The sequence below is a fragment of the Buttiauxella sp. WJP83 genome (assembly GCF_027594725.1).
GTDB lineage: Bacteria > Pseudomonadota > Gammaproteobacteria > Enterobacterales > Enterobacteriaceae > Buttiauxella > Buttiauxella selenatireducens.
The window spans coordinates 4,155,134-4,172,461 of sequence record NZ_CP110080.1 but is presented as its reverse complement, the minus strand read 5'-3'; the positions used below and the strand labels follow the sequence as shown (position 1 = coordinate 4,172,461).

The 17,328-nt window shown below is 50.2% G+C and carries 17 protein-coding genes; 13 read left to right on the top strand and 4 right to left on the bottom strand.

The window, feature by feature from the left end; all coding sequences use genetic code 11:
- Window positions 1-102 precede the first annotated feature (102 nt).
- The 10 genes from hfq (at window position 103) to OH773_RS19210 (ending at window position 11,577) form a co-directional block, all read left to right on the top strand.
- Entirely contained in the window at window positions 103-411 is a 309-nt protein-coding gene (gene hfq, locus OH773_RS19255) for an RNA chaperone Hfq (RefSeq protein WP_034461169.1), read from the top strand.
- 76 nt (window positions 412-487) lie between these two features.
- Window positions 488-1,768 carry a ribosome rescue GTPase HflX gene (gene hflX / locus OH773_RS19250; RefSeq protein ID WP_183272539.1) on the top strand — a complete coding sequence of 427 codons (1,281 nt, stop codon included), beginning with the start codon at window positions 488-490 and terminating at the stop codon, window positions 1,766-1,768.
- 74 nt (window positions 1,769-1,842) lie between these two features.
- Window positions 1,843-3,105 carry an FtsH protease activity modulator HflK gene (gene hflK / locus OH773_RS19245; protein ID WP_183272540.1) on the top strand — a complete coding sequence of 421 codons (1,263 nt, stop codon included), beginning with the start codon at window positions 1,843-1,845 and terminating at the stop codon, window positions 3,103-3,105.
- 2 nt (window positions 3,106-3,107) lie between these two features.
- Window positions 3,108-4,112 carry a protease modulator HflC gene (gene hflC, locus OH773_RS19240; protein WP_270141045.1) on the top strand — a complete coding sequence of 335 codons (1,005 nt, stop codon included), beginning with the start codon at window positions 3,108-3,110 and terminating at the stop codon, window positions 4,110-4,112.
- Window positions 4,113-4,175: 63 nt separating this feature from the next.
- Window positions 4,176-4,373 (top strand): DUF2065 domain-containing protein, encoded by a 198-nt coding sequence (locus OH773_RS19235; protein ID WP_183272542.1) that lies wholly within the window; start codon window positions 4,176-4,178, stop codon window positions 4,371-4,373.
- Window positions 4,374-4,475: 102 nt separating this feature from the next.
- The gene (locus tag OH773_RS19230; protein ID WP_183272543.1) at window positions 4,476-5,774 is read left to right on the top strand and encodes an adenylosuccinate synthase; all 1,299 of its coding nucleotides are present in this window, start codon (window positions 4,476-4,478) and stop codon (window positions 5,772-5,774) included.
- A 163-nt stretch (window positions 5,775-5,937) separates the two neighbouring features.
- Window positions 5,938-6,363, top strand: coding sequence for a nitric oxide-sensing transcriptional repressor NsrR (gene nsrR, locus OH773_RS19225; protein ID WP_270141041.1), 426 nt, complete (start codon window positions 5,938-5,940; stop codon window positions 6,361-6,363).
- Between the two features lie 39 nt (window positions 6,364-6,402).
- Window positions 6,403-8,856, top strand: coding sequence for a ribonuclease R (gene rnr, locus OH773_RS19220; RefSeq protein ID WP_270141039.1), 2,454 nt, complete (start codon window positions 6,403-6,405; stop codon window positions 8,854-8,856).
- 252 nt (window positions 8,857-9,108) lie between these two features.
- The gene (gene rlmB / locus OH773_RS19215; protein ID WP_034492799.1) at window positions 9,109-9,840 is read left to right on the top strand and encodes a 23S rRNA (guanosine(2251)-2'-O)-methyltransferase RlmB; all 732 of its coding nucleotides are present in this window, start codon (window positions 9,109-9,111) and stop codon (window positions 9,838-9,840) included.
- A 102-nt stretch (window positions 9,841-9,942) separates the two neighbouring features.
- Complete coding sequence (locus tag OH773_RS19210; RefSeq protein WP_270141034.1) at window positions 9,943-11,577, top strand: isovaleryl-CoA dehydrogenase; 1,635 nt, start codon at window positions 9,943-9,945, stop codon at window positions 11,575-11,577.
- 50 nt (window positions 11,578-11,627) lie between these two features.
- Here OH773_RS19210 and OH773_RS19205 read toward each other — a convergent pair whose 3' ends face one another.
- Window positions 11,628-11,903, bottom strand: coding sequence for a DUF1471 domain-containing protein (locus tag OH773_RS19205; protein ID WP_064540730.1), 276 nt, complete (start codon window positions 11,901-11,903; stop codon window positions 11,628-11,630).
- A 155-nt stretch (window positions 11,904-12,058) separates the two neighbouring features.
- Window positions 12,059-12,388, bottom strand: a complete 330-nt coding sequence (gene bsmA, locus OH773_RS19200) for a biofilm peroxide resistance protein BsmA (protein ID WP_270141030.1) — start codon at window positions 12,386-12,388, stop codon at window positions 12,059-12,061.
- A 194-nt stretch (window positions 12,389-12,582) separates the two neighbouring features.
- Here bsmA and yjfP point away from each other — a divergent pair, with 194 nt between their 5' ends.
- Entirely contained in the window at window positions 12,583-13,308 is a 726-nt protein-coding gene (gene yjfP / locus OH773_RS19195) for an esterase (RefSeq protein WP_270141028.1), read from the top strand.
- Here yjfP and ulaR read toward each other — a convergent pair whose 3' ends face one another.
- Both ulaR and ulaG read right to left on the bottom strand, forming a co-directional pair.
- A complete protein-coding gene (gene ulaR, locus OH773_RS19190) occupies window positions 13,309-14,064 on the bottom strand; it encodes an HTH-type transcriptional regulator UlaR (protein ID WP_270141026.1) in 756 nt (251 codons plus the stop codon).
- 99 nt (window positions 14,065-14,163) lie between these two features.
- Entirely contained in the window at window positions 14,164-15,228 is a 1,065-nt protein-coding gene (gene ulaG / locus OH773_RS19185) for an L-ascorbate 6-phosphate lactonase (RefSeq protein ID WP_270141024.1), read from the bottom strand.
- Window positions 15,229-15,609: 381 nt separating this feature from the next.
- Between ulaG and ulaA the strand changes: the two genes are divergently transcribed.
- Complete coding sequence (ulaA, locus tag OH773_RS19180; RefSeq protein ID WP_270141022.1) at window positions 15,610-17,007, top strand: PTS ascorbate transporter subunit IIC; 1,398 nt, start codon at window positions 15,610-15,612, stop codon at window positions 17,005-17,007.
- 12 nt (window positions 17,008-17,019) lie between these two features.
- Window positions 17,020-17,325: a PTS ascorbate transporter subunit IIB gene (gene ulaB / locus OH773_RS19175; RefSeq protein WP_270141020.1), complete on the top strand. Its 306-nt coding sequence runs from the start codon at window positions 17,020-17,022 to the stop codon at window positions 17,323-17,325.
- Window positions 17,326-17,328: the final 3 nt, after the last annotated feature.

Here is a 17,328-nt window from a genome sequence, read left to right as displayed (position 1 = left end):
ATGTGTACAATTGAATCGTTATGGTGCGCAGTATCTTACGCAGTTTTTCAGAGCCTCAGGGTTCTTGAGTTACAAACAACAAGCATATAAGGAAAAGATAGAATGGCTAAGGGGCAATCATTACAAGATCCGTTCTTGAACGCACTGCGTCGCGAACGTGTTCCAGTTTCTATTTATTTGGTGAATGGTATTAAGCTGCAAGGTCAGATTGAGTCTTTTGATCAGTTTGTGATCCTGTTGAAAAACACGGTTAGCCAGATGGTCTATAAGCACGCGATTTCAACTGTTGTTCCGTCTCGTCCGGTATCTCATCACAGCAATAACACCGGTACTAGCGGTTCTGGCAGCTACCACCATGGTGGAAGTGCGCAAGGTTCTGCGCCACAACAAGACAACGAAGACGCCGAATAAGGCTAACGTTGTTTTTCCAAGCCGGGGAACCAGGGATGCTGGGTTCCCCGCTGGTCTTTTTTAAGAGGTTATACGCTTGTTTGACCGTTATGATGCCGGTGAGCAGGCGGTGCTGGTACACATCTATTTTACGCAAGACAAAAATAAAGAAGATCTGGATGAGTTTGAATCCCTGGTCTCTTCAGCTGGAGTCGAAGCGTTAGAAGTCGTTACTGGTAGCCGTAAAGCTCCTCACCCGAAGTATTTTGTTGGTGAAGGTAAGGCAAGTGAAATTGCCGATGCAGTGAAAGCCACTGGGGCATCGGTCATTTTGTTTGATCATGCGTTGTCTCCAGCTCAGGAGCGTAACCTCGAAGCGCTGTGTGAATGTCGTGTCGTCGACAGAACCGGCCTGATATTAGATATTTTTGCCCAACGTGCACGTACCCATGAAGGTAAGTTGCAGGTTGAACTGGCTCAGTTACGTCATATGGCAACTCGCCTTGTGCGCGGCTGGACCCACCTTGAGCGTCAGGGAGGGGGGATAGGTTCACGAGGTCCTGGGGAAACTCAGCTCGAAACCGACCGCCGCTTGCTGCGCAATCGGATAATGCAGATCCTTGGTCGCTTAGAACGAGTCGAAAAACAGCGTGAACAAGGGCGAAGATCGCGTGCCAAGGCTGACGTTCCAACCGTTTCTCTGGTGGGCTACACCAACGCCGGTAAATCCACCCTGTTTAACCAAATAACAGCGGCAGACGTGTATGCCGCAGATCAGTTATTTGCCACTCTGGATCCAACATTGCGTCGTATTGACGTGGTGGATGTTGGCGAAACCATTCTGGCAGATACAGTAGGTTTTATTCGTCATCTGCCACATGACTTAGTGGCTGCCTTTAAAGCGACCTTGCAGGAAACGCGTCAGGCGACATTGTTATTACATGTCATTGATGCAAGTGACCTCAGGATCCAGGAAAACATAGCCGCGGTTGATACCGTTCTCGAAGAGATTGAGGCCAATGAAATTCCTACGCTGCTAGTGATGAATAAAATAGATATGTTGGATGACTTTGTTCCGCGTATCGACCGAGATGATGAAAATATGCCGATACGGGTCTGGCTTTCTGCCCAGACCGGTGACGGCGTTCCACTGCTTTTCCAGGCTTTGACTGAGCGTTTATCTGGTGAAATTGCACAACATACGTTGTGCTTGCCCCCCCAGGCTGGGCGACTGCGAAGCCGTTTTTATCAGCTTCAGGCAATAGAAAAAGAGTGGATGGAGGAGGACGGCAGTGTTGGCTTACAAATTCGTATGCCTATTGTTGACTGGCGTCGCCTCTGTAAACAAGAACCGGCACTCGCTGACTATATTGTCTAGCCAGTCAAGGGAATGTCCTGAAGACTTTTTCCCCTTCGGGGGATATCACCGCACAACAAATATGGAGCATAAACATGGCGTGGAATCAGCCCGGTAATAACGGACAGGACCGCGACCCGTGGGGAAGCAGCAAACCTGGCGGCGACTCTGGGGAGAAGAAAGGAGGGCGGGATCAGGGGCCTCCTGATCTGGATGATATCTTCCGGAAATTAAGCAAAAAACTCGGCGGCCTCGGTGGCGGTAAAAGCGGTGGTGGTGGTACCGGTGGTGGTTCTTCACAACTTCCGCGTCCTCACGTCGGTGGCCGTATGGTCGGCATCGTTGCTGCTGTAGCCGTGGTGATTTGGGCTGCAACTGGGTTCTATACCATTAAAGAAGCTGAACGTGGTGTTGTGACGCGTTTTGGTCAATTCAGCCATTTGGTTGAGCCGGGCCTGAACTGGAAACCGACCTTTATTGACAAAGTCACAGCAGTCAACGTTGAAGCAGTCCGCGAATTGGCGGCTTCTGGTGTGATGCTGACGTCCGATGAGAACGTGGTTCGTGTCGAAATGAACGTCCAGTACCGTGTGACCGATCCACGCAACTATCTGTACAGCGTAACCAGCGCAGACGACAGCCTGCGACAGGCTACCGACAGCGCACTGCGTGGTGTAATTGGTAAATACACCATGGATAAGATCCTCACCGAGGGTCGTACCATCATTCGTAATGATACTCAGCGCGAGCTGGAAGAAACCATTCGTCCATACAACATGGGTATCACCTTGCTGGACGTCAACTTCCAGGCTGCTCGCCCGCCGGAAGAGGTGAAAGCTGCGTTTGATGATGCGATTTCCGCACGTGAAAACGAACAGCAATATATCCGTGAAGCAGAAGCCTATACCAACGAAGTTCAGCCACGTGCTAATGGTCAGGCGCAACGTATTCTTGAAGAAGCTCGTGCTTATAAAACACAGACCGTGTTAGAAGCGCAGGGTGAAGTTGCTCGCTTTGCCAAGATGTTGCCGGAATATAAAGCCGCACCGGAAATTACCCGTGAGCGTCTGTATATCGAAACCATGGAAAAAGTGCTTAGCCATACCCGTAAAGTTCTGGTTAACGACAAAGGTGGTAACCTGATGGTTCTGCCTCTGGATCAGATGCTGAAAGGTGGCTCACAACCTGCAGCAAAGAGTGACACCAGTGCGGCAAACAACTTGTTACGCCTGCCGCCGGCATCCAGCTCTAGCAGCGGTAGCGCCAGCACACAGTCCTCATCAAGTCGGGGCGATATCATGGATCAGCGCCGTGCCGATGCACAGCGCACTGATAACCAGCGCGTAGGGAGTGAATAACGATGCGTAAGTCAGTCATTGCTTTAATTATCATCGTGCTGGTAGTGCTGTTTACCTCGGTCTTCGTGGTACAGGAAGGCGAGCGCGGGATTACGTTACGCTTCGGTAAAGTGTTGCGTGACGATGAAAACAAACCCGTGGTCTATGAGCCAGGTCTGCATTTCAAAGTACCGTTTATCGAGTCGGTAAAAACGCTTGATGCGCGTATTCAGACCATGGACAACCAGGCCGATCGTTTTGTTACCAAAGAGAAAAAAGACCTGATCGTTGATTCTTATATCAAATGGCGTATCAGCGATTTCAGCCGTTACTACCTAGCAACCGGTGGTGGTGATGTTTCTCAGGCAGAAGTGCTGTTAAAACGTAAATTCAGTGATCGTCTGCGTTCTGAAATTGGTCGTCTTGATGTGAAAGACATCGTGACTGATTCTCGTGGCCGTCTGACTCTGGATGTACGTGATGCACTGAACTCTGGTACTGCGGGTGCTGACGATGAAGTGTCAACACCGGCTGCGGACGATGCCATTGCCTCGGCTGCTGCACGTGTGACCAAGGAAACCAATGGTAAAGTGCCAGTGGTGAACCCGAACAGTATGGCGGCGCTGGGTATCGAAGTGGTCGATGTGCGTATTAAGCAGATCAACCTGCCAGCAGAAGTTTCTGAAGCCATCTACAACCGTATGCGTGCAGAGCGTGAAGCTGTTGCTCGTCGTCACCGTTCACAAGGTCAGGAAGAAGCTGAGAAGCTGCGTGCTACTGCCGACTACGAGGTCACTCGTACTTTGGCAGAAGCTGAGCGTCAGGGCCGTATTAGCCGTGGTGAAGGTGATGCTGAAGCTGCCAAACTGTTTGCTGACGCATTCAGCCAGGATCCAGACTTCTATGCCTTTATTCGTAGTCTGCGTGCTTACGAATCAAGCTTCCAGTCTGGCCAGGACGTGATGGTGTTAAGCCCGGATAGCGATTTCTTCCGTTACATGAAAACACCAGCGAACAGTTCACGTTAATCTTCGCGAGTGATACAAGAGCCGGTCTAACCGGCTCTTTTTTTATTGGTGTTTGAGGGAAATATGAATTCGACTATCTGGATGGCATTAGCGTTAGTTTTAGTGCTCGAAGGACTCGGGCCAGTGCTTTATCCGCGTATGTGGCGCCGAATGATTGCCGCTTTAACTCAGCTTCCCGACAACACGTTGCGCCGTTTTGGTGGTGGACTAGTGGTTGCGGGAGTCGTTATCTACTATATGTTGAGTCGTATGAGTGGCTGAATATCATTCAGGATACTGATTGTCATTTTGTGGACTAAAAGGGCTGATCATCATGGAAACCGATGGTAGAATCCTTTTTTAAGCAAACGGTGATTTTGAAAAATGGGTAACAACGTCGTCGTACTGGGCACCCAATGGGGTGACGAAGGTAAAGGAAAGATCGTAGATCTTCTGACTGAACGGGCTAAATATGTTGTGCGCTACCAGGGCGGTCACAACGCAGGCCATACTCTCGTAATCAACGGTGAAAAAACCGTTCTTCATCTTATTCCATCAGGTATTCTGCGTGATAACGTTACCAGCATCATCGGTAATGGCGTTGTGCTGTCTCCTGCTGCACTGATGAAAGAGATGAAAGAGCTGGAAGACCGTGGGATTCCGGTACGTGAGCGCCTGCTGTTATCTGAAGCATGCCCACTTATCCTTGATTATCACGTAGCGCTGGATGTGGCTCGTGAAAAAGCTCGTGGTGCTAAAGCAATCGGGACTACCGGTCGTGGTATCGGTCCTGCATACGAAGACAAAGTGGCCCGTCGTGGCCTGCGCGTTGGCGACTTGTTCGACAAAGCCACCTTTGCAGACAAACTGAAAGAAGTTCTGGAATACCATAACTTCCAACTGGTTAACTTCTATAAAGTTGAAGCGGTTGATTACCAGAAAGTCCTGGACGATGTCATGGCAGTTGCTGACATTCTGACCAGCATGGTAGTTGATGTGTCCGATCTGCTGGATCAGGCACGTAAGCGCGGCGACTTCATCATGTTCGAAGGTGCTCAAGGCACATTGCTGGACATCGATCACGGTACCTATCCGTACGTAACCTCTTCCAACACCACCGCGGGTGGCGTAGCAACAGGTTCCGGTATTGGTCCACGTTATGTTGATTACGTTCTGGGTATTATTAAGGCGTATTCTACTCGCGTTGGTGCAGGTCCGTTCCCAACTGAACTGTTTGATGACATCGGCGAGTTCCTGTGCAAACAAGGTAACGAGTACGGTGCAACAACGGGTCGTCGCCGTCGTACCGGTTGGCTGGACATCGTTGCTGTGCGTCGCGCAGTGCAGATCAACTCCCTGTCAGGTTTCTGCCTGACCAAGCTGGACGTACTGGACGGCTTGAAAGAAGTTAAACTCTGTATCGGTTACCGCCTGCCAGATGGTCGCGAAGTGACCACCACCCCAATGGCTGCGGACGACTGGGAAGGCATCGAGCCAATCTACGAAACGATGCCAGGTTGGTCTGAAACCACCTTTGGTGTGAAAGAGCGTAGTGGTTTGCCTCAGGCAGCGCTGGACTACATCAAACGTATTGAAGAACTGACTGAAGTTCCGGTAGATATTATTTCTACTGGCCCAGATCGTTCTGAAACCATGATTCTGCGGGATCCGTTCGACGCATAATTATGATACGGGGTGTGGCCATCACACCCCGTTCTGCTTTACCTCTCACCGCTTTTTTGCCTTCCCCAGTCAAATAAATTAGCCGTCAAACATATGGCTGGTTTATCATCAATATATTGCCACAATGGCGATAAGCGTTTCCCCTCCCACCTAAGAGGTTGATGTGCAGTTAACGAGTTTTACTGATTACGGTTTACGTGCTTTGATTTATATGGCGTCTTTGCCAGAAGGTAAGATGACTAGCATTTCTGAGGTTACAGAGGTGTACGGCGTGTCGCGTAATCATATGGTGAAAATCATCAATCAACTGAGTCGTGCAGGCTATGTGACGGCAGTGCGCGGCAAAAACGGTGGCATTCGCCTCGGCAAACCGGCGGAATCAATCCGTGTCGGCGATGTGGTGCGCGAGCTGGAACCGCTTTCTTTGGTGAACTGTAGCAGTGAGTTTTGTCATATTACCCCCGCATGTCGCCTGAAACAGGCACTGGCCCAGGCGGTGCAAAGCTTTTTATTAGAGCTGGATAAGCACACGCTGGCCGATTTGGTGGACCAAAACCAACCGCTCTACAAATTATTGCTGGTGGAATAAATTACGATTTCCTCAGCAGATGACAACGGAGGAACCGCAATGTCAAAAGATCCTTTTCAGGAACGAGAAGCCGAAAAATACGAAAACCCGATCCCAAGCCGGGAGTTTATTCTCGCCCATCTCTCCAAACGTGAAAAACCAGCCAATCGTGACGAACTGGCTGAAGAACTCAATATTACCGGTGAAGAGCAACTAGAAGCGTTGCGCCGCCGTCTGCGTGCCATGGAACGCGATGGTCAGTTGGTCTTTACCCGTCGCCAGTGTTACGCCCTGCCAGAACGTCTTGATTTGCTAAAAGGCAAAGTTATTGGCCATCGCGATGGTTTCGGCTTCCTGCGTGTAGAAGGTCGTAAAGACGATCTTTATCTTTCATCTGAACAGATGAAAATGTGTATGCATGGTGACATCGTGCTGGCGCAACCGCTAGGGGCCGATCGTAAAGGTCGCCGTGAAGCGCGTATTGTGCGCGTGCTTGAGCCAAGAACCGGGCAAATCGTTGGCCGCTACTTTACCGATGCGGGCATTGGTTTTGTGGTGCCGGACGACAGCCGTTTGAGCTTCGACGTTCTTATCCCGCCAGAAGAATTGATGGGCGCGCGCATGGGCTTTGTCGTGGTGGTTGAACTCACCCAGCGCCCAACTCGCCGCACCAAAGCGATTGGTAAAATCGTTGAAGTACTGGGCGACAACATGGGTACTGGCATGGCCGTCGATATGGCGCTGCGTACTCATGAAATCCCTTACGTCTGGCCGCCAGAAGTTGAAGCACAGGTTGCAAAACTTAAAGAAGAAGTGCCGGAAGAAGCCAAAGTGGGCCGCGTGGATCTGCGTGACCTGCCACTCGTCACCATTGATGGTGAAGATGCGCGTGACTTCGATGACGCCGTGTTCTGCGAGAAAAAACGCGGCGGTGGCTGGCGTTTATGGGTGGCGATTGCTGACGTAAGTTACTACGTGCGCCCACCTACAGCGCTGGACAACGAAGCGCGCAATCGTGGTACCTCTGTTTACTTCCCGTCGCAAGTTATCCCGATGCTGCCGGAAGTGCTGTCCAACGGTTTGTGCTCACTGAACCCACAGGTTGATCGTCTGTGCATGGTCTGCGAAATGACCATCTCCTCGACGGGCCGCCTGACAGGTTCGAAATTCTACGAAGCGGTAATGAGCTCCCATGCGCGTCTGACCTACACCAAAGTGTGGCATATGTTGCAGGGCGACCAGGAACTGCGTGAGCAGTATGCGCCGCTGGTCAAACACATCGAAGAACTGCATAACCTGTATAAAGTGCTGGATGTTTCCCGCGCCGAACGCGGTGGCATCTCTTTTGAAAGCGAAGAAGCGAAGTTTATCTTCAACGCTGAACGTCGTATTGAACGCGTTGAACAAACCGTTCGTAACGATGCGCACAAACTTATCGAAGAGTGCATGATCCTTGCGAACATTGCGGCGGCTCGCTTTGTTGAAAAACATAACGAACCGTCACTTTTCCGCGATCACGACCGCCCAAGCAACGACGCCATTACAGCGTTCCGCTCTGTGCTGGCTGAACTTGGCCTGGAACTGCCTGGCGGGCAGAAACCAGAACCACGCGATTACGCCGAGCTGCTGAATTCGATTGCCGATCGTCCGGATCATGAAATGCTGCAAACGATGTTGCTGCGCTCCATGAAACAGGCGGTTTATGACCCAGAAAACCGTGGTCACTTCGGCCTGGCTTTGCAATCTTATGCGCACTTTACTTCGCCGATTCGTCGTTATCCGGACTTGCTGCTGCACCGTGCGATTAAATATCTGCTGGCAAAAGAGCAGGGGCACAAAGGCAATAGCACCGAGTCGGGCGGCTGGCACTATGACATGGAAGAGATGCTGCAACTTGGTCAGCACTGTTCCATGGCAGAACGTCGCGCCGATGAAGCCACTCGTGATGTTTCTGACTGGCTGAAATGTGACTTTATGCAGGATCAAGTCGGCCAGACCTTTACCGGGATCATCGCAAGCGTTACCGGTTTCGGCTTCTTTGTACGTCTGACGGACCTGTTCATTGATGGTCTGGTACATGTTTCGTCTCTGGATAACGACTACTACCGTTTCGACCAAATTGGGCAGCGCCTGATTGGCGAGTCTGGTGGTCAGACATATCGTCTGGGTGATCGCGTAGAAGTGCGTGTTGAAGCCGTCCACATGGATGAACGCAAGATTGATTTTGCTTTGATCTCCAGTACTCGTGTGCCACGTGGTGCCGGTAAAACGGAAAAAGACAAAGCTAAAAAAGGTGCTAACGGCAACGGGCCAAAACGTCGTCAGGGTGGTAAACGCGTAAACTTCGAGCCAGACAGTGCTTTCCGTAAAGAGAAAGGACCTGCCAAACCGAAGAAAACGAAAGCTGACAAGAACGAGAAGAAGGAGAAGAAAGCAAAAACTCCGTCTGATAAAACCCGTAAAATAGCCGCAGCGACTAAAGCTAAGCGTGCAGCGAAAAAGCAACCAAGCTAACACCACCCTCACCCTGGCCCTCTCCCTGAGGGAGAGGGAATCGGATCGGTTTTCTCCCTCTCCTGAGGGAGAGGGAACCGGATCGGTTTTCTGCCTCTCCTGAGGGAGAGGGAACTGGATCGGTTTTCTCCCTCTGCTGAGGGAAGGGGAACTGGATCGGTTTTCTCCCTCTCCTGCGGGAGAGGGCTGGGGTGAGGGCAACCATATCAGCATTAAACACAGTCGCATCAGCGGCTGAAACGAGTGACATCAATGAGTGAAATGATTTACGGCATCCACGCCGTCCAGGCGCTACTTGATAACGCCCCCCAGCGTTTTCGGGAAGTCTTTATTCTTAAAGGCCGCGAAGACAAACGTCTGATGCCTTTAATTCATGCGCTGGAAGCTCAGGGTGTGCCGGTGCAAATGGCAAACCGCCAATGGCTAGATGAAAAATCTGAAGGCGCGGTGCACCAGGGCATTATTGCTCGTGTGAAACCGGGTCGTCAGTATCAGGAAAATGATATTCCGGACCTGCTTGCCAGTATCGATACCCCGTTCCTGCTCATTCTGGATGGCGTTACCGATCCCCACAACCTCGGTGCCTGCCTGCGTAGCGCAGATGCCGCTGGCGTGCATGCGGTTATCGTTCCGAAAGATAGATCTGCCCAGTTGAACGCGACTGCCAAGAAAGTGGCCTGCGGTGCCGCAGAGCACGTTCCGCTTATCAGTGTGACCAACCTGGCTCGAACTATGCGTTTATTGCAGGAATCGAACGTCTGGATCGTCGGTACAGCGGGCGAAGCTGACCACACTTTATTCCAGAGCAAAATGACTGGCCCAATGGCACTGGTGATGGGTGCTGAAGGTGAAGGCATGCGTCGCCTGACGCGTGAGCATTGTGATGAGCTGATCAGTATCCCAATGGCCGGGACGGTTTCTTCATTGAACGTTTCTGTTGCCACCGGTATTTGCCTGTTCGAAGCTGTGCGTCAACGCAGTTAATTCCCTGTGGGGTGCGCTCGCACCCCGCTTTGTGATCCTCCTCCATGCATAACTGCTGTCACCGTCCATACTAATGGCATTGCCATAAATGGAGGGAACACGATGCGCTGGCAAACTCATACCGTTTTTAACCAACCGATACCCCTCAATAACAGTAATCTTTTTCTTTCTGATATTTCGTTAACCGAAGCTGTTGCCCGTGAAGGTGCGGGTTGGGATGTTGAGCTTCTGGCGAGTATCGGTCAGCAGCTTGGCTCGGCTGAATCACTGGAGCTCGGGCGGTTGGCAAACACCAATCCTCCCGAATTACTGCGTTACGACTCCAGCGGCGAACGACTCGATGATGTACGTTTTTATCCGGCCTGGCATTTGCTGATGCAGGGATTGTGTGCCAATCGAGTGCACAATTTGCCGTGGCAGGAAGATGCTCGTCAGGGTTCATTTGTTGCCCGTGCCGCGCGTTTTGTTCAGCACGCACAAGTGGAAGCGGGCACGTTATGTCCGATAACCATGACTTTTGGTGCAATCCCGTTGCTGCAAAAGCATCTACCTAAGGAGTTTCAGTCGTGGCTGAAACCTCTGCTTAGCGATCGCTATGATGCGCATCTTTCACCGGGAGCCCAAAAACGTGGCCTGCTGATCGGCATGGGCATGACCGAAAAACAGGGTGGCTCGGATGTACTCAGCAACACCACGCGAGCTGAAGCTATCGACAAACGTGGCGCAGGTGAAATGTATCGCCTGGTGGGCCATAAATGGTTTTTCTCCGTTCCGCAAAGCGACGCACATTTGGTACTTGCTCAGGCGAAAGGCGGGCTATCCTGCTTTTTCCTGCCGCGCTTTTTGCCCGATGGGCAACGCAATCAGGTTCGCTTTGAGCGCCTGAAAGATAAACTCGGTAATCGCTCAAATGCCAGCAGTGAAGCTGAATTTTTCGATGCAACAGCATGGCTTATCGGCGAAGAAGGCGAGGGGATTCGCTCGATTCTGCAAATGGGCGGTTATACGCGCTTTGATTGCGCGTTGGGCAGTCATGGCCTGATGCGCCGTGCTCTTTCGGTTGCGTTGTATCACGCCCACCAACGACAAGCATTCGGCAAAACGCTGATCGACTTGCCGATTATGCGCCAGGTGCTTGGGCGTATGGCTTTACAACTTGAAGGCCAAACGGCGTTTCTGTTCCGTCTGGCTCGCGCCTGGGAATCACCAGGGAACCCGCATGAACTGGCATATAGCCGCCTTTTTACCCCAGCCGCCAAATTTAGCGTCTGTAAATCAGGTATCCCGTTTGTTGCGGAGGCGATGGAGGTGCTCGGTGGCATCGGCTATTGCGAAGACAGCGAACTGCCGCGCATCTATCGAGAAATGCCGGTGAACAGTATTTGGGAAGGTTCTGGGAATATCATGAGCCTGGATGTACTGCGTGTTCTTGCTAAACAACCGGGTTCGATGGAAATGTTGCATGCTGAATTTGATGAGGTGAAGGGGCAGAACCGGCACTTCGATCGTAGCTGGCGGCAATTACAGCAGCGTTTGCATAAACCACAAGAGGAATGGGGCAGGGAGCTCACACGACAGCTGGCACTACTGGCAACGGGGGCGCAAGTCTTACAACATCTCTCTCCGCCTTTGGGCGAGGCATGGTGTCGTATGATGCTGGATTCGCGAGGGGAAAGTGTATTACCGAATCAAGTATTGACGGATGTGCTGTTGCGGGCGACGGGGCGTACAGGATAGAAATATAAAAGCCAGCGCCATACAGTTGAGTTAAATGGTCGCTGGCTTATTTACGCATAAATAATGGCTTGGACACGCCAACCTTCGGCAAGCTGGTTTTCCTGCATTTTAACGATGCGATAGTACGACGCACCATGCTCATCAGCTTTTAAGGCAATAACTTTTTCCACATCTTGTACGGTACCGGCGATACCATTAACTGAAATCATGCCGATTTCGTTCAAGCCCGTCACACAATCTGCGGCAACATCCTCTGCCGATTGCGCCGACGTAGTGATTAGCCCCACGGACAGCAGTAATGACGTTAAGGCCAGCGATCGTTTCATAGTGAGCTCCTTTAATACTTACCCTAAATCAGTAGGGCATTCCTTCGCGTTAGGTGAACTCCTGGCCTGTCCATGGGCTGAAGCTCATTGTGCATAACAAACGATCAGTTGGCGCAAAGCTATGTAAATCTTAATAAAGTAAACACAGCGCTACATTACTTGCGGAACAAAATTGCCTGGGCATACCATTGTCCCGGGATCACCGTCTCATCGTTTAACACGATTTGGTAGTAATCCGCTTTCGCAGCAGCAGCTTTCTCTTTTATCACCCGCTCTGAGTCCATTGGAGAGCCGCGTTCGAGTGCTGATACTGTCCCTATTTTGGTTAATCCCTGCGTTTGCGAACGCTGAATTTCCTGGGGACTTCCGGTTACCGGCGGTGCGGGTTGTGGTGTACCCTCTAACACGCTACAGGCGCTGAGTGTTGCCGCAAGTAGCAAAGCTGATAGCAGTCGCATGATCGTTTCTCGTCTCTTAATAGCCATATTGTAGCCCCGGTTTTTTTCTGGGAAGAGGGAATGTTCCCATTCTGTTAGCTTCCCCGCGCTTTTTAATCACTTTCGAATGAAAATCGCTAAGCAGATCGCATAGTGAATAATAATCTCTGTAAGCCTTTGGCTTGCCATGCAGCGAACGCTGGCTTACAAAGGAATGCGCACAATGATACGGAGCGATTCCAATGATAGAAATGTACACTGAACAGCTAGGCGGTATCGAAGTTCTGCATGCGGTGCCTGCCGGAAAAAAAGAGAACACGCTGCCGGTGGTTTTTTTCTATCATGGTTTTACTTCATCCAAACTGGTGTACAGCTACTTTGCTGTAGCACTCGCTCAGGCCGGCATGCGCGTGATTATGCCCGATGCCGAACAGCATGGTTCCCGCTTCGATGGTGATGACACGGCACGCCTTTATCAATTCTGGTCGATTCTCAAACAAAACATTGATGAGTTTTCATTGCTTCACCAGGCACTTTGCGAGCGTTATCCCATCGATGAAAACCGTGTCGCCGTGGGCGGGGCTTCGATGGGAGGAATGACCGCTCTTGGAATTATGGCGCGTTACCCACAAGTGCGCTGTGTGGCATGCCTGATGGGCTCTGGATATTTCATGTCGCTTGGGAAAACACTCTTCCCGCCGAGAGTAGAAGAACCTGAATCGCTTAACGCACTCGCGGGCTATGACATTAGCCACCAACTGGAAAGTCTCGGTAACCGGCCACTGATGTTGTGGCACGGCGAGGAAGATGATGTGGTACCGGCGGCCGAAACATGGCGCTTGCAACAGGCATTGATTGAGAAGGGGCTGGATAAACAAATGACCTGTTTACGCGAACCGGGCGTCAGGCATCGTATTACTCCCTCCGCGCTCGAGGCAACCAGTCGTTTCTTTAGCCAAAACTTATGACTAAACCAGGATGACCTGCACACCCTGTTCTTCAAGCTTTTTAATGACTTCAGGGTTTGCTTGTTTGCCGGTAATGACCAAATCAATTTGTTCTGCCCGGCTAAATAGCATTCCCGCACGCTGACCAACCTTTGTGCTGTCGACCAGTACCGCCAGTTTACCCACCACCCCCAACATTTTCTGTTCAGCCATGGCAGTCAGCATATCTGTTTTATAAAGGCCTTCTGCTGTTAGCCCTTTTCCGCTAGTAAACATCCAGTGTCCCGCGTAGAGGGAAGTTTCGTTATCCTGCGGGCCAAGCGTAATGGAGTGACTTTTATTGTATTGGCCACCCATGATCACAACGCTTTCATGTTCTTGATCAATCAGATAATTTGCCAGTGGCAGGTAGTTAGTAATGATCTGTACCGGCTTCCCACAAATTTGCTGCCCAAGCAGAAAAGCCGTTGAGCCACAGTTAATAACGACGCTTTCTCCTGGTTTTACCAACGCTGAAGCAGCACTGGCAATGCGGCTTTTCTCATCATGATTTTGCGCCAGATGAATGTTCATTGGCGTCCAGCGTGGGCGCTGTTGGCTGATAGCTTCAGCACCGTTACGGACTTTTTTTAGCCTGCCATTTTCATCCAATTTATTGATATCGCGCCGTGCGGTTGCTGGCGAAATGGCGAGACGTTCCATCACTTGCTCGACAGTAACAAACCCTGTTTGCTGTAGCAGTTCGAGCAGTATCTGGTGGCGTTGTGCTTCAGTCATGCGTCTTTCCGATGAATAATGATTTTTAAAGATGATATTTGAAATAGGTTGAAATACCTATGAGTAAACTGAAAAAGCCGGGGTTTACCCGGCTTAACATTAGAGGAAGGATTTAAATGGTAAATCTGGTTCGATCGTAAAGCAGTCCTCAAACCCGCGTGGATAGTGGTATTCAAACTGATCTTTATCTAATGGCCAGGTAAATTTGCCACCCACTTGCCAGATAAATGGCTTAAAGCCATATTTCAGACGATCTTTCTTCATCTCCCACAGCACGCGGATCTCTTGTGGATCAGCCTGGAAGTTAGACCAAATATCATGATGGAAGGGGATCACCACTTTGGTGTTCAAAGATTCAGCCATGCGTAGGATGTCTGAACTGGTCATTTTGTCTGTAATGCCGCGCGGGTTTTCACCATACGAACCCAGTGCAACGTCAATCTGATGGTCGTTACCATGTTTGGCGTAGTAATTGGAATAATGAGAGTCACCGCTGTGATACAGCGAGCCGCCCGGCGTTTTAAACAGGTAGTTCACCGCCCGTTCGTCCATACCATCCGGCAGCACGCCAGCCGCTTTTTCTTCCGCAGGGAGCGTGATCAGCGCAGTGCGATCGAATGCGTCAAGTGCATGAATTTCAATATCTTTCACTTTTACGATATCACCTGGTTTCACCACGATGCAGCGCTCACGCGGTACACCCCAGCCAACCCAGATATCAACACAAGTTTGCGGCCCGATAAATGGCACATCAGAGGCACAGTTTTGCATCACTGCCGCTGCAACGTTCACATCGATATGATCGTTGTGATCATGAGTGGCAAGTACCGCATCAATACTGCGAATGGCAAAAGGATCGAGCACAAACGGGGTGGTTCGCAGATTCGGCTGTAATTTCTTTACGCCAGCCATGCGTTGCATCTGATGACCCGTTTTCATCAGCGGGTTACCGTGGCTTTGTTTACCTGTACCACACCAGAAATCGACACAGATGTTGGCTTCTCCCTGTGATTTCAACCAAATACCGGTACAGCCCAACCACCACATAGCAAAGGTGCCTGGAGCGACCACTTCCTGCTCAATCTCTTCATTTAGCCAACTACCCCATTCCGGGAAGGTGTTTAGTATCCAGGATTCACGAGTAATGGTTGCCACTTTGCTCATTCAGTCTCTCCTCATTTAATGCAGTTTTAATCAAAAATAATCATAATTTGACTCGATGTGATTGATACTGACATTAAAACTCATCGTTGAGAAGTCATTTTTATGTGCTGCATGTCAGGTTTTTAGGTGTTTTCTTGCTGGGTTTTGCATGGCTGGTTGTTGTGTTAAACATTTAATTTATTGATATTTAAATAATTAATTGTTTTTTATTCTGATGATTATTAGCCACATGTTGACTATGGATAATAATTTGCGGCGCATCTCACAAATAATCAAATTCAATCTTGTTGTGATTATATTTGATGAATAGAGTGAGTGCGAACACAACATCCGCCTGTTTTCTGACCGGAAGCAGGGAGCGACTACCCAACGGAGAGCTTTATGGAGACCCTCTACAGCGCCTTTACTATTTTCTTTAATCAGGTAATGACCAATGCCCCTTTATTGCTGGGGATTGTCACTTGTCTGGGCTATGTGCTGTTGCGTAAAAGTGCGAATGTCATCATCAAAGGAACGATCAAAACAATCATCGGTTTTATGTTGCTACAGGCGGGTTCCGGGATTTTGACCGGCACCTTTAAGCCCGTGGTGGCAAAAATGTCAGAGGTCTACGGGATCAACGGCGCAATTTCGGATACCTACGCATCAATGATGGCAACCATCGAAAGAATGGGAGATGCCTATAGTTGGGTGGGATACGCCGTTTTACTGGCACTGGCGCTCAATATTGGCTATGTACTGCTGCGGCGAGTAACAGGGATTCGCACCATCATGCTGACTGGGCACATCATGTTCCAGCAAGCCGGGTTGATTGCGGTGTTCTTCTTTATCCTCGGCTACTCAATGTGGACGACGATCATATGTACCGCCATTCTGGTATCGCTGTATTGGGGAATCACCTCCAATATGATGTTCAAACCCACCCAAGCTATTACTGAAAATAGCGGATTCTCCATTGGTCATCAGCAACAATTCGCATCGTGGATTGCCTACAAAATTGCCCCGTATCTCGGCAAAAAAGAGGAAAGTGTTGAAGATCTCAACCTGCCTGGTTGGCTGAACATTTTCCATGACAACATCGTCTCAACCGCGATAGTGATGACACTCTTCTTCGGCGTGATTCTTTGTTCATTCGGGATTGATGTCGTGCAAGCGATGGCCGGTAAAACTCACTGGACCATCTACATCCTGCAAACCGGTTTCCAGTTCGCCGTTGCGATTTTCATCATCGTACAAGGTGTCCGCATGTTCGTTGCGGAACTGTCAGAAGCTTTCAATGGTATTTCACAACGGCTCATCCCCGGCGCAGTACTCGCCATCGACTGCGCAGCGATATACAGCTTTGCACCGAATGCCGTGGTGTGGGGCTTTATCTGGGGAACGATAGGTCAGCTTATCGCCGTGGGTATTCTGATTGTTCTTGGCTCCTCCATCATGATCATCCCAGGCTTCATTCCTATGTTCTTCTCTAATGCCACGATTGGCGTGTTTGCCAACCACTTCGGCGGCTGGCGCGCGGCGCTAAAAATCTGTCTGGTGATGGGCATGATTGAAATCTTCGGCTGCGTTTGGGCTATCAAACTTACCGGGCTTAGCGCCTGGATGGGAATGGCTGACTGGTCAATTTTGGCTCCACCATTGATGCAAGGGCTTACGTTTGGCCTGTGGTTTATGGGTGTCGTTATCGTTATTGCACTGATTTACATGTTCTTTGCCGGGCGTAGTTTGCGTCAGGAAGAAGATGCTGAAAAACAACTGACAGAATCATCAGCTAAATAAGGAATTGAGATTATGACCGTACGCATTCTCGCTGTTTGTGGCTGTGGGCAAGGCAGTTCCATGATTATGAAAATGAAAGTGGATCAGTTCCTGACGCAAGAAGGGGTGGACCATAGCGTCAATAGTTGTGCCGTTGGTGAGTACAAAAGTGAACTGAGTGGTGCCGATATCATTATCGCTTCTACTCATGTTGCTGGCGAAATCAACGTGTCGGGCAACAAGTATGTCGTCGGGGTTCGCAACATGCTTTCTGCCGCCGATTTTGGCCCAAAGTTAATGGACGTCATTCGCGCTCATTTCCCACAGGACATTAAGTGAGGA

Excerpts from the sequence above, each read along its gene's own strand:
- rnr (WP_270141039.1), top strand. The coding sequence starts at position 6,403 with ATGTCAAAAGATCCTTTTCAGGAACGAGAAGCCGAAAAATACGAAAAC.
- rlmB (WP_034492799.1), top strand. The coding sequence starts at position 9,109 with ATGAGTGAAATGATTTACGGCATCCACGCCGTCCAGGCGCTACTTGAT.
- ulaR (WP_270141026.1), bottom strand. The coding sequence starts at position 14,064 with ATGACTGAAGCACAACGCCACCAGATACTGCTCGAACTGCTACAGCAA.
- bsmA (WP_270141030.1), bottom strand. The coding sequence starts at position 12,388 with ATGGCTATTAAGAGACGAGAAACGATCATGCGACTGCTATCAGCTTTG.
- hflC (WP_270141045.1), top strand. The coding sequence starts at position 3,108 with ATGCGTAAGTCAGTCATTGCTTTAATTATCATCGTGCTGGTAGTGCTG.
- OH773_RS19205 (WP_064540730.1), bottom strand. The coding sequence starts at position 11,903 with ATGAAACGATCGCTGGCCTTAACGTCATTACTGCTGTCCGTGGGGCTA.
- ulaA (WP_270141022.1), top strand. The coding sequence starts at position 15,610 with ATGGAGACCCTCTACAGCGCCTTTACTATTTTCTTTAATCAGGTAATG.
- OH773_RS19230 (WP_183272543.1), top strand. The coding sequence starts at position 4,476 with ATGGGTAACAACGTCGTCGTACTGGGCACCCAATGGGGTGACGAAGGT.
- OH773_RS19210 (WP_270141034.1), top strand. The coding sequence starts at position 9,943 with ATGCGCTGGCAAACTCATACCGTTTTTAACCAACCGATACCCCTCAAT.
- hfq (WP_034461169.1), top strand. The coding sequence starts at position 103 with ATGGCTAAGGGGCAATCATTACAAGATCCGTTCTTGAACGCACTGCGT.
- ulaB (WP_270141020.1), top strand. The coding sequence starts at position 17,020 with ATGACCGTACGCATTCTCGCTGTTTGTGGCTGTGGGCAAGGCAGTTCC.
- yjfP (WP_270141028.1), top strand. The coding sequence starts at position 12,583 with ATGATAGAAATGTACACTGAACAGCTAGGCGGTATCGAAGTTCTGCAT.
- hflK (WP_183272540.1), top strand. The coding sequence starts at position 1,843 with ATGGCGTGGAATCAGCCCGGTAATAACGGACAGGACCGCGACCCGTGG.
- OH773_RS19235 (WP_183272542.1), top strand. The coding sequence starts at position 4,176 with ATGAATTCGACTATCTGGATGGCATTAGCGTTAGTTTTAGTGCTCGAA.
- ulaG (WP_270141024.1), bottom strand. The coding sequence starts at position 15,228 with ATGAGCAAAGTGGCAACCATTACTCGTGAATCCTGGATACTAAACACC.